Source organism: Mesorhizobium sp. M7A.F.Ca.CA.001.08.2.1, from assembly GCF_003998455.1.
Lineage (GTDB): Bacteria > Pseudomonadota > Alphaproteobacteria > Rhizobiales > Rhizobiaceae > Mesorhizobium > Mesorhizobium ciceri.
Genome location: NZ_RZPW01000099.1, coordinates 1 through 12,241, shown reverse-complemented (window position 1 = coordinate 12,241; position 12,241 = coordinate 1). Strand labels below are relative to the sequence as shown.

Here is a 12,241-nt window from a genome sequence, read left to right as displayed (position 1 = left end):
GGAGGGGGCAGTGCCTGGCGATCGCATCGTCGGCATCGTCCAGCCGGGCACCGGCATCACTATCTATCCGATCCAGTCGCCAGCGCTGCAGGCGTTCGATGACCAGCCCGAGCGCTGGATCGACGTGCGCTGGGACATCGATGAGCGCACCAAGGAACGCTTTCCGGCGCGCGTATCGGTCACCGCCATCAACGCGCCGGGGTCACTCGCCGATATAGCGCAGGTGGTTGCCTCGAACGACGCCAACATCCATACGCTGTCGATGGTGCGCACTGCGCCTGACTTCACCGAAATGCTGATCGATCTCGAAGTCTGGGATCTCAAGCACCTCAACCGGCTGCTATCGCAGCTCAAGGACAATTCGAGCGTCAGCGACGCAAGACGCGTCAATGGCTAGACCATGCTCCGGTTTCGGACAAAGTCATGGTCAATCAAAAAGAGGCAGACATGAACACCGATGAAGTGCTGGGCATTTTCCGCGAGGCGGGTGCTGTTCTGGAAGGGCATTTCATTTTGACCTCGGGCCTGCGGAGTCCGGTCTTCCTGCAGAAGGCGCGCGTGTTCATGCATGCCGACAAGACCGAGCTTCTGTGCAAGGCGCTGGCGGAGAAGATCCGCGCAGGCGTGCCCGGCAAGATCGACTATGTCGTCGGCCCGGCGATCGGCGGGCTGATCCCGGCCTATGAGACCTCACGTCATCTCGGCGTGCCGGCGATCTGGGTCGAGCGGGAAGGGGGCGAGTTCCGCTTGCGCCGCTTCGAGATCGCCAGGGGGTCGCGTGTCGTCATCGTCGAGGACATCGTCACCACCGGCCTGTCGATCCGAGAGACCATCGAGTGCCTGCGCGATCTTGGCGCCGAGGTGGTTGCCGCGGCCTGCATCATCGACCGTTCGGCCGGCAAGACTGATGTCGGCGTGCCGCTCATCGCGCTTGCCGAGTATGAGGTCCCGGCCTATCCGGCCGACCGGCTGCCGCCGGAGCTTGCCGCCATCCCGGCGATCAAGCCCGGCAGCCGCAACATCTGACGGGGCATGCCGACATGCGTGAAGACAAATTGGAAATGATCGCCGGCATCGATCATTTCGTGCTGACGGTCGCTTCGCTGGAAGTGACCTGTGAGTTTTACCAGCGCGTGCTGGGTTTTGAGCGCATCGACGCGGCCGATCGACCGACGGCACTGGCTTTCGGTAGCCATAAGATCAATGTGCATGAGGTCGGCCGGACTTTCGAGCCAAAGGCGAAGTCGCCGACATCAGGATCAGGTGATTTCTGCCTGATCACCGAGCGGCCACTGGATGAGGTCCGTGCGCGGCTCGCGGCCAATGGTGTGGTGGTGGAACTCGGCCCGGTTGAACGTGTCGGGGCCCGAGGTCCAATGATGTCGGTCTATTTCCGCGACCCGGACGGCAATCTGGTCGAGGTCAGCGAATACCTGCCGTAGCCGCTGGCGGCGCTGTGCCTTTCGGCGATGCGACTGCCGTTCCTTAAATTTGCCGCGATTGTCCAATGTTCGAAGCAAGACCTGCCGCCCCGAAGGGCGGCGACAAGCGCGGCACAAAAGGTGTTTGGTTGTTCTTGCGCCAGCGCGTTGTTATATAAGCTGCCGATTGCCATAGGGTGATCGTCAAGCGCAAGATGTGGCTGCCACGCCCGGCTGAAGGTGCCGTTGCGGGCGCTGTGGAACGGGAACAGAGTGCTATTTCGACGCCGCAAGCCTGATGGCCTTTATGAGCGGGTGCGTACCTATCTTTGGCCGCGCCGCTCGTTTTCGCGCTCGCTTCAGTATTTTTCCAAGCGCATCCTGCGGCTGAAGGCCACACCGCATGCGGTGGCGGCCGGCGTTGCGGCCGGTGTCTTCGCTTCATTCTTCCCCGTCGGTTTCCATTTCATCATCGCTGCCATCCTGTGCTGGGTGATCGCCGGCAATCTGGTGGCGGCGGCGCTTGGCGCGGTTTTTTTCGGCAACCCGCTCACCTTCCCGTTGCTATGGGGCGCGTCGTGGGAAACGGGCAAGCTCATCCTGCATGACCGTTTGCCGACACATGGGCCGCCGGCGCATCTGGGCGAGATGTTGCACAACCTCTCCTTCGCGCAATTGTGGAAACCGGTCCTTGAACCGATGCTGATCGGTGCGGTTCCGCTCGGCTTGATCTTCGGGCTGCTGTTCTACGCCATCACGCGCTGGGGTATGAACGCTTTCCGCGAACAGCGGCGCAAACGCCTGGCCGAGCGCGCAAGCCGGCATGCGCAATCGTCCCATCCCGGCGCAAGCATCGGTTCCACTGCGCGATGATCATCGGCATCGGCAGCGACCTGATCGACATCAGACGCATCGAGAAATCGCTGGAGCGTCACGGCCAGCGCTTCGTCCAGAGAATCTACACCGACATCGAACAGGCGCGTTCGGACAATCGACGCGCCCGCGCGGCCTCCTATGCCAAGCGTTTCGCCGCCAAGGAGGCCTGCGCCAAGGCGCTGGGCACCGGACTGGCGCAGGGCGTGTTCTGGCGCGACATGGGTGTCGTCAACCTGCCCAGCGGCGCGCCGACCATGGCGCTGACGGGAGGAGCGCAGGCCAGGCTGGACAAAATCCTGCCAAAGGGCCATCGGGCGGCAATCCACCTCACCATCACGGATGATTTCCCGCTCGCTCAAGCCTTTGTGATCATCGAGGCGCTGCCCGTCGAAGAAGCGCCACATTGATTGCCTCTGACGACCGGCATTGACGTTGCCCAGCGCGCGCCGAGACTCTATACCATCCAACGCACAATCGAGGACGACATGAGCGTGGCTGAAAAATCCGAGAAGAAATCCGGCGGGCTTGGCGAGACCGTCAGCGTCATCGTCCAGGCGCTTTTGCTCGCCCTGGTCATCCGCACGCTGCTGTTCCAGCCTTTTTCGATCCCGTCGGGATCAATGCGGCCGACGCTTTTGGAAGGCGACTATCTGTTCGTCACCAAATGGTCCTATGGCTATTCGCGCTATTCGCTGCCTTTCGGACCCGATATTTTTTCGGGCCGCATCTGGGGCTCCGAGCCGAAGCGCGGCGACGTGGCGGTTTTCAAGTTCCCGCCTGATCCGTCCGTCGACTATATCAAGCGCGTGGTCGGCCTGCCGGGTGACAAGATCCAGGTCAAGGACGGCCAGCTGTTCATCAACGGCGTCGGCGTGCCGCGCGTGAAAACAGGCCAGATCGACAATCCCGACATCACCGAGGAATCGCGCCCGATCGATGTCTATCGCGAAACCCTGCCCAACGGCGTCAGCTACGACACGCTTGACCTGAATTCGAACTCGATCGGCGACAACACCCGCGAATTCGACGTGCCGCCCGGCCACTATTTCATGATGGGCGACAACCGGGACAATTCCGCCGACAGCCGTTTCACCGTCGGCTACGTTCCCGCGGAAAATCTGGTTGGCCGCGCCAATCTTGTCTTCTTCTCGATCGCCGGCAAGGCGAGCCCTCTCGAAATCTGGAAATGGCCGTCGCTGATGCGCGCTTCGCGCCTGTTTCACTTCGTCAATTGATGGCTTTGAAGCGCCCGACAGGCGAAACACTGGCCGGTTTGGTGAAGGCCAAGACCGGTTACGTCTTCAAGGATATCCGTTTGCTCGAGACCGCCTTGACGCATTCCAGTGCGGTCAAGGCGGCCACCAACAACCAGCGTCTTGAATTTCTTGGCGACCGCGTGCTCGGGCTTGTCGTCGCCGATATGCTTTTCGAAAAATTTCCCGATGCGCCGGAAGGTGAAATCGCGCCGCGCTTCAATGCGCTGGTCGATGCGCGGACCTGCTCCGAAATCGGCATCGAAATGCAGCTGGAGGATCTGGTCCGCGCCGATTCTGCCTTGAAGATGCGGTCGCGTGGCTCGGGCGGAAACTATCTGGCGGATGCGGTCGAAGCGCTGATTGCGGCGGTTTACGTCGACGGTGGCATCGAGGCCGCGCGGCGGTTCGTCCTGCGCTACTGGGAACCGCGCTCGCATACGGTGATCGCAAAGCCGCTCAATCCGAAATCCGATCTGCAGGAATGGATTGCCAAGACCAGCGATATCAGACCCGAATATGTGATCGACAAGCGCGAGGGACCCGACCATCAGCCGGTCTTCACTGTATCCTTGCAGGTCCGCGGCTTTGTGCCGATAAGCGGCACCGGCGGCTCGCGCAGGGCGGCCGAAGAAGCGGCGGCTTCGGCATTTCTTGTGCGCGAAGGCGTTTGGGCCGCCGCATCGGCCCAAAAATCGGGGGGCTCGCGGCCCTCCAGTGAAGGGAGCGCGGCATGACCGCTACCGAAGAGCCGGCGACCACAGCCGCCGCCACGCATTCCGGCTTTGTCGCGCTGATCGGCGCGCCCAATGCGGGCAAGTCGACCTTGGTCAACCAATTGGTCGGCGCCAAGGTGTCGATCGTCACCCACAAGGTGCAGACGACCCGCGCCATCGTGCGCGGCATCGCCACGCATGACAATGCGCAAATCGTTTTCGTCGACACGCCCGGCATCTTCAAGCCGAAGCGGAGGCTCGACACGGCGATGGTGACCACCGCCTGGGGTGGGGCCAAGGACGCCGATATCGTACTGCTTCTGATCGACGCCGAGCGCGGCATCAGGGGCGACGCCGACGCCATCCTCGAACGGCTGAAGGATGTGCGCCAGCCGATGGTGCTGATCCTCAACAAGGTCGACCGCGTCAAGCACGAAGCGCTGCTGGCTCTGTCGGCGGCAGCGAACGAAAGGGTGCCGTTCAAGCGCACCTTCATGGTGTCGGCGCTGACCGGTTCCGGCTGCAAGGACGTGCTCGATTATCTGGCCGAGTCTCTGCCGGTCGGTCCCTGGTACTATCCGGAAGACCAGATCTCGGACCTGCCGATGCGCCAGCTCGCGGCCGAGATCACGCGCGAGAAGCTTTATCTCAGGCTGCATCAGGAATTGCCCTATTCCTCGCATATCGAGACCGAGAAATGGGAAGAGAAGCCGGACGGCTCGGTGCGCATCGACCAGACCATCTATGTCGAGCGCGACAGCCAGAAGAAGATCGTTCTCGGCCACAAGGGCGAGACCATCCGCGCCATCGGCCAGGCGGCGCGCATGGAGATAGCAGGCATCCTCGAACAGAAGGTGCACCTGTTCCTGTTCGTCAAGGTGCGCGAGAACTGGGGCGACGACCCCGAGCGCTACCGCGAAATGGGGCTCGAGTTTCCGCGCTAGGCTCGATGGTCAGCAAGCCGAACATCGACATAACGCTTGTCAGCCGATTGATCGCCACGCAATTTCCCAAGTGGAAGGATCTTCCGGTCAGGCCGGTTGCATCAGGCGGATGGGACAACAGGACCTTTCATCTGGGCGGCGAGATGACCGTGCGACTGCCAAGCGTCGCGGCCTATTCCCTGCAGGTGGAAAAGGAGCATCGCTGGCTGCCGAGGCTCGCACCTCTGCTGCCGCTGCCGATCCCGGTGCCGCTGGCGATGGGAGTTCCGGCCGAAAGCTATCCCTGGCACTGGTCCGTCTACCGCTGGATCGAAGGCGAGACGGCAGAGCGCGAGCGGATTGCCAGCCTGCCGCAATTTGCGACCGACCTGGCCGCGTTCCTGGTCGCCCTTCAGCGTATCGATGCCACCGGTGGACCGGCGCCGGGACAGCACAATTTCTTTCGCGGCGGAGCACTCAGCGTCTACGATGGCGAGGCCCGGCAAGCGATTGCCGCCCTCGACGGCAAGATCGATACGGCCGCAGCCAGTGCGGTGTGGGAGGCAGCACTTGCCGCACAATGGCACGGTGCGCCGGTCTGGTTCCACGGTGACGTCAGCTGGGGAAACCTGTTGGTCAGGCAAGGCCGATTGAGCGCGGTGATCGACTTCGGAACCTCCGGCGTCGGCGATCCCGCCTGCGATCTGGCGATTGCGTGGACGCTGTTTGAAGGCAAAAGCCGGGAGGCGTTTCGTGCCGGGCTTCCGGCCGACGAGGCGATGTGGGCGCGCGGTCGTGGCTGGACGCTTTGGAAGGCGCTGATCACGGTCGCTGGACAGATCGACGCCAACCCTGTTGAGGTTGAGAAATCCTGTCACGTAATCGATGAAGTCCTTGCCGACCGCGCGCGCGAGCGTGAAGCGCCGAACGATAAGCCGCTCTAGCCAACCAAAACCCAGTCCCGTCGCCAAACATCCGCCGTCGCATGGCGCGACCAGGGACATTCCGACCGACGCATGCTTCCCGGGAGTGCCAATCCGCCTGATCGAGGCGGACGACCACGTCGCCCGTGTCGCCAAGGTCGACTGAGAGGCGTCACGGAGGAATCGTTTTTGAACGGTTGGCTGCTGTCACAATCGGGGACGCCACAGCGCTCCAGGGTTTCGATCGTCTTGGAAGAAGCAGACAGGCTTGGAAGCGTCATCCCGCTTTTCGCCTCGGCATCAGAGTGAGATTGGCGAATGGGCGTCATCTGGCGATAGAGGGGTCGGCAAGATTCAGGTCGATGTCGGCGAAAACCAGGTAGATATTCCACATTGTGCGGTATTTTTAGAAATATAAAACGTTGAATTATATTTAGCCGCGAAAGTATCCCGTATATATATTCAATATGTGACGTTGTGCCACTTGTGCCATTCGCCGTCACGCAAAGTGTTATTTGTGCAACACAGCATTAATCTGTTCACGGAATTGGCATTATTTCGGAAATCGTCATTGAAGGCAGATGATCGATGGGTATGTTCGCCGCTGAAAAGGGCGAGCGGTGTGAGCCTTTTTCGTTGTGGGGGTGAGGCGGGAAAACATTGCCGCCAGCCACAAATCCGAAGCCATTTATAACTATGACTGGAGAGGTCAGAAAATGAACATCAAGAGCCTCCTTCTCGGCTCAGCCGCGGCCCTGATCGCGGTCAGCGGCGCGCGCGCCGCCGACGCTGTCGTCGTCGCCGAACCGGAACCGGCCGAATACGTCAAGATTTGCGACGTCTACGGCGCCGGCTACTTCTATATTCCGGGCACCGAGACCTGCCTGCGCATCGGCGGTTATCTCCGCTACGACATGGGCGTCGGCGATTCCGGCTCGCTCGATGGCGCCAACAACGTTGCCGATCACATGGACGGCGATAGGCACGACACCTATTACAAGAACATGCGCTTCACGCTGAGGACTTATACCGGCCAGGAAACCGAACTCGGCACGTTGAAGACCTTTACCGAAACTCGCTTCCAGTTCGGCAACTCCTCCGGCGACTATACAGGCGACGGCACCGGCTGGCAGGCCGGCAACAAGACCACCACCCTCAATTTCGCCTGGATCCAGCTCGGTGGTCTGCGCGTCGGTAAGGATGAAACGGTATACGACCAGTTCATCGGTTATGCCGGCAATGTCATCCAGGACACGCTCATCCCGTATGGTGTCAAGGATACCAATCTCATCAGCTATTACTTCGACGCTGGCAGCGGCTTCACGGGCGTGGTCTCGCTTGAGGAAGGCACCGCCGTCAACACCATCGACAGCTATGTTCCGCATGTCGTCGGCGGCTTGAAGTACAAGGGCGACTGGGGTGCGATCACTGGCGTCGTGGCCTATGACAGCAACTATGAGGAAGTGGCCGGCAAGGTCCGTTTGGACGTCAACGTCAGCAAGGAACTGACGCTGTTCGTCATGGGCGGCTACGGCACCAACGACAACATCAACGACTTCGGCACAGGCCGTACCCAATACAAGCCGTGGGGCGGTAACTGGGCAGTCTGGGGTGGCGGCACCTACAAGTTCAACGAGAAGACCTCGTTCAACGCCCAGATTTCCTATGACGACTGGAAGAACCTCGGCGTCGCTGCCAACGTTGCCTATACCATTGTGCCCGGCTTTACGGTCACGACTGAAGTCGATTACCTCAATGCAGGAAAATTCGACGACTTCGACTTCAACAACTGGACCAAGGCCGACAAGAAGAGCAGCGTCGGCGGCATCGTCCGCTTCCAGCGCAATTTCTAGCAGATCGACTGACCTCACCAGCCCGCCCGCAGCACATCGCTGCGGGCGGTTTTTTATGCATTGGTGTGAGAGTTACCCAGGAGCCAAGCCCATACCTTGATTTCGCCACCCGATCGGTGAAAAGCTCCTGAAATGGAATGGCGCGACGAGGGAATCATTCTCGGCACCCGCAAGCATGGCGAAACCAGCGCCATTCTCGAGGTGCTGACGCGAGCGCATGGCCGTCATCTCGGCCTTGTTCGCGGCGGCCGTTCGCGCAAACAGCAGCCCGTCCTCCAGCCCGGCAATCGCGTCGACCTGTTGTGGCGTGCGCGCCTTGATGAACATCTCGGCACGTTCCAGGCCGAAGCGATCGAGATGAATGCTGCCCGGTTGATGGACAGCGCCGTCGCCGTCTACGGCTTGCAGACCATGGCCGCGCATCTGCGCCTGCTGCCCGAGCGCGACGCGCATGAAGGTCTCTACGAAACGCTTGCCGTAATGATCGTCCATCTCGACGATGCCGACATTGCCGGCGAACTGGTGGCGCGTTTCGAGCTTCTGGTGCTGGACGAACTCGGCTTCGGCCTCGATCTCAGCCAATGCGCCGCCACCGGCACGCGACAGGACCTGGCCTATGTTTCGCCGAAGTCGGGACGCGCGGTATCGCGCGAAGCCGGTTTGCCATGGCGCGACAGGATGCTGGCTCTGCCGGCCTTCCTGCAGCGCGGCTCCGGCCTGCGCGCGGATGCGGCTGATGTCGACGACGCCCTCCGGCTCACCGGCTTCTTCTTCAACCGCCACGTCTATGAGCCGCGCGGCATCGAGCCGCCGGACGCTCGTACCGGCTTCCTCGCCGCCTTGCGCAAACATCACGCACGCGGCAAGGCCATAGCTGGCGAGGACGCAGCCAGAGAAATCCTCACATGAGCGAAGTCGAACTTTATCCTGGCCGGGTCTCACCGCTCGGCCTCGGCACCATTCCGCACGCCGACATCCTGAAATACACCGGTTTGGAATTGCTGCAGCGCATCGTCGACGGCAAGTATCCGGCGCCGCCGATTTCCTTCCAGCTGAATTTCACTCTCACCGAAGTCTCGGAAGGGCGCGCTGTCTTTCGTGGCATGCCGAGCGAGCGCCATCTCAACCCGCTGGGCAGCGTGCATGGCGGCTGGGCGGCGACGCTGCTCGATTCGGCACTGGCCTGTGCCGTGCAGACGTTGCTCGAAAAGGGCGAGGCCTATACGACGGCGGAGTTCAAGGTGAATTTGACGCGTCCCATCACGCCGAAGACCGGCGAAGTGGTCTGCGAGGGCAGGGTTGTTCACAAGGGCCGCACGTTGGCGGTGTCGGAAGCGACGCTGAAGGATGGCGGCGGCAAGCTGCTGGCTTTCGGCACCGAAACATGCTCGATCTTTCCGGCCGCCAATCTGGCGGCGCGCTGAGTTTTCTGGCCGCTTGGCCGCCGCATTTGAATGTCAGTACGACGAATGTCAGTGAAAACTGGCCTGGTTTGGGGGAACCGCCATGTTTGAAAGCCTGATTGGCCTAGTCGCCATCATCGCCTTGTTCGTCATCATTTCGCGCCAGCAGAGCCGCATCGGCCTTGTCGAGCGCGAGCTTGGCGCGCTGCGCAGCCTTGTGCTCTCGGGAGCCGTGCCGCCTGCGGCCAAGCCGTCCGAACAGGCGGTGGCCGACAACGTGCCCGCCGATGTGATTCCAGCCGTTGCGGCAGCGGCCGACATTCCCTCTCCAGCGACAAGCGAGCCGGTCGCCGCACCGGCGCCAGCCACGGAAACGGAAGACTCGACCGGCGAGATCGTGTCCGGGCCGTGGACCGCTCCAGAACCGGCGCCGAAGGCGGTGGAACCCGCGGAGCTTCCCGGAGCGACGAAAGCCGCCCGCCAATCCGATGTCGAAACCGCGCTCGGCACCCGCTGGGCGGTCTGGGTCGGCGGCATCGCCCTGGCGCTGGGCGGTCTGTTCCTGATCCGCTACACCATCGAAGCCGGCATTTTCGGCCCCGGCGTACGGCTGACCATGGCCGGCGCGCTCGGCCTTGTGCTGGTCGCCGGCGGCGAGTTCATCCGCCGCACCGGCTTCAAGATGCCCGTACAAGGCGCCGCGGGCGCCTATATTCCGGCGATCCTGACAGCGGCCGGTGCCTTCATCCTGTTCGGCACCGTCTATGCCGCGCATGGCATCTACGGCTTCATCGGCCCGGCACTCGCCTTCACGCTGCTCGGCGTCATCGGCGTGGCGACGATCGCGGCAGCCCTTGTCCATGGCCAGGCGCTGGCCGGCATCGGCCTTGTCGGCGCCATGGTGACGCCGGTGCTGGTCGCCTCGCAGGCACCCAGTCCCTGGGCGCTGTTCGGCTATCTCGCCATCGTGCTTGCCGCCACCGGCGTCATCGCCCGCATGCGCGACTGGAAGTTGCTGATGGCGGCTGCCTTTTTCGGCACCGGTGTCTGGACCATTCTCTATATGACCGATGCGCCGGGGGCGAACCTCTCTGCCATCCTGTTCATCGACGCCGTCACGCTGGCCGTGCTCGCCCTTGTCTGGCTCGCTCGCCGTGGCGACGAAACCACGCCAGACAGGGCTTTCGACTGGCCGTCCATCGTGCCTGGCCTGTTCGTCGCATTCTCGGCACTGGGCCTGTCGGTAGACCCGGCCTTTGCTGCCGCCGGCTATGCCTTGCCGGGCGCGGTGGTGATCGCCGCGATGGTGGCGGTCACGCTTTATCGTCCGCTGGCGCTGCCGCTCCTCTATGCCGCGGGACTGGTCACGGTGCTGATCTATCTCGGCATTATCCCGCCAACCTCGATCGCTTCCGATTTTTCGGGCGGCGCCTTGGGCGTCGACGGACTGCCGGTGGCCACGTCCAACGCGCTGACCTTGCGCATCGGCATCGCACTCGGCCTGGTCTTCATCGGCGCCGGCTTCTGGGCCGCGCGCCGGTTCGCCGCCGGGACACAGATACGTGCAGCCTCATGGGCGGCGTGGGGCGTCATCGTCCCGCTGGTCGTCCTGCTGGCGCTCTGGTTCACTTTCGGCAATCTCGACCGTGACCCTGTCTACGCCGCCGCAGCGGCACTGCTGGTCGTCATTTTCGCCGCCGGCGGCGAGTGGATCGCGCGGGCCGAGGAGCCGCCGCTCAAGGGCGGCATCGCCGTGTCGTTTGCCCTGGGCGGCGCGGCCATCGCCGGGCTGCTGCTGATGCATATGGCTTTCGATTCCGGCTGGACCACCATCCTGCTCGGTGCGGCGGCCATCGTGCCGGCGCTGGCCACGCGCTGGCGCGTCTATCCGGTGCTCGGCTGGATTTCGGTCGGCGCGGTGATCGCGGTGCTTGGCCGTGTCGCCTTCGACCCGACCATTGTCGGCGCCGGGTTCCTGTCGACGACGCCGGTGTTCAACTGGCTGTTGCCCGGCTACGGCGTGCCGGCGCTGGCCTTCGGCTTTGCCGCCTGGCAGCTTGCGCGCACAACGAATGGCCGGCCGCGCCTTGCCATGGAGGCGGCAGCGGCACTGTTTGCGCTGCTCACGCTCGCCATACTGGTGCGCCACGCCATGCACGGTGGCGTCATCGACACGGGTGCCATGACGCTCGCCGAACAGTCGATCTACACCCTGATCGCCATCGGTGCCGGCGCAATCCTGGTCGCTATCGACATGCGCTCGCCAAGCTCGGTGCTGCGCTATGGTTCGATGGCCGTCGGCGTAATCTCCGTCGGCTTCATCGTCATCCGGCACTTCGTGGTGCTGAACCCGCTTTTCACAGACGAATCGACCGGCCGTATCCCGGTGTTCAACCTGTTGTTCCTCGCCTATCTCCTGCCGGCGGTCGCCGCCGGGGGACTGGCGCTCTACGCCAGGGACAAGCGGCCAAAATGGTATGCGCAGATGCTGGCCGTGGTGGCTGCCGCGCTTGCCTTCGCCTATGCCACGCTGTCGGTGAGGCGCCTGTTCAAGGGCGAATTCATCGGCCTGTGGAGCGGCCTCGGCCAGTTGGAAACCTACACCTATTCGGCGCTCTGGCTGGTTATCGGCGTGGCGCTGCTCACCGCCGGCGTCTGGCTTAAATCGCAGGTGCTGCGCATTGCCTCCGCCGCGCTGATCGCGATCGCCGTGCTGAAGGTCTTCATATTCGACATGTCGGAGTTGGAAGGCGTACTCCGGGCGCTATCCTTCATCGGCCTCGGCGCGGTTCTGATCGGTATCGGCCTGTTCTATCAGCGGCTTTTGACACGGGCGGCGAAGGAAAACGGATAAAGGCAAGCAAGAACAATAA

Annotated in this window: 13 protein-coding genes; all 13 read left to right on the top strand. The window is 62.6% G+C overall.

The window, feature by feature from the left end; all coding sequences use genetic code 11:
* A partial coding sequence (locus EN914_RS08840; protein ID WP_164778691.1) for a RelA/SpoT AH/RIS domain-containing protein occupies window positions 1-397 on the top strand: 397 nt, incomplete at its 5' end.
* A 50-nt stretch (window positions 398-447) separates the two neighbouring features.
* Complete coding sequence (gene pyrE, locus EN914_RS08835) at window positions 448-1,026, top strand: orotate phosphoribosyltransferase (RefSeq protein ID WP_024503071.1); 579 nt, start codon at window positions 448-450, stop codon at window positions 1,024-1,026.
* Window positions 1,027-1,040: 14 nt separating this feature from the next.
* Window positions 1,041-1,442, top strand: coding sequence for a VOC family protein (locus EN914_RS08830; RefSeq protein ID WP_081714264.1), 402 nt, complete (start codon window positions 1,041-1,043; stop codon window positions 1,440-1,442).
* Between the two features lie 252 nt (window positions 1,443-1,694).
* Entirely contained in the window at window positions 1,695-2,294 is a 600-nt protein-coding gene (locus EN914_RS08825; RefSeq protein ID WP_013532587.1) for a DUF2062 domain-containing protein, read from the top strand.
* Window positions 2,291-2,704, top strand: coding sequence for a holo-ACP synthase (acpS, locus tag EN914_RS08820; protein ID WP_024503069.1), 414 nt, complete (start codon window positions 2,291-2,293; stop codon window positions 2,702-2,704). The genes EN914_RS08825 and acpS overlap by 4 nt, the downstream gene beginning before the upstream one ends.
* Before the next feature lie 78 nt (window positions 2,705-2,782).
* Entirely contained in the window at window positions 2,783-3,532 is a 750-nt protein-coding gene (lepB, locus tag EN914_RS08815; protein WP_013532585.1) for a signal peptidase I, read from the top strand.
* Window positions 3,532-4,287, top strand: coding sequence for a ribonuclease III (gene rnc, locus EN914_RS08810; protein WP_024503068.1), 756 nt, complete (start codon window positions 3,532-3,534; stop codon window positions 4,285-4,287). Before lepB ends, rnc begins: the two co-directional genes overlap by 1 nt.
* Entirely contained in the window at window positions 4,284-5,210 is a 927-nt protein-coding gene (gene era / locus EN914_RS08805; RefSeq protein WP_024503067.1) for a GTPase Era, read from the top strand. Before rnc ends, era begins: the two co-directional genes overlap by 4 nt.
* 5 nt (window positions 5,211-5,215) lie before the next feature.
* Window positions 5,216-6,133, top strand: coding sequence for an aminoglycoside phosphotransferase family protein (locus EN914_RS08800; RefSeq protein WP_024503066.1), 918 nt, complete (start codon window positions 5,216-5,218; stop codon window positions 6,131-6,133).
* 695 nt (window positions 6,134-6,828) lie between these two features.
* Complete coding sequence (locus EN914_RS08795) at window positions 6,829-7,965, top strand: porin (protein ID WP_024503065.1); 1,137 nt, start codon at window positions 6,829-6,831, stop codon at window positions 7,963-7,965.
* A gap of 132 nt (window positions 7,966-8,097) precedes the next feature.
* Window positions 8,098-8,874 (top strand): DNA repair protein RecO, encoded by a 777-nt coding sequence (gene recO / locus EN914_RS08790; RefSeq protein WP_024503064.1) that lies wholly within the window; start codon window positions 8,098-8,100, stop codon window positions 8,872-8,874.
* Entirely contained in the window at window positions 8,871-9,389 is a 519-nt protein-coding gene (locus EN914_RS08785) for a PaaI family thioesterase (RefSeq protein WP_013532579.1), read from the top strand. The genes recO and EN914_RS08785 overlap by 4 nt, the downstream gene beginning before the upstream one ends.
* 82 nt (window positions 9,390-9,471) lie before the next feature.
* A complete protein-coding gene (locus EN914_RS08780) occupies window positions 9,472-12,222 on the top strand; it encodes a DUF2339 domain-containing protein (protein ID WP_024503063.1) in 2,751 nt (916 codons plus the stop codon).
* The last annotated feature ends 19 nt before the right edge of the window (window positions 12,223-12,241 follow it).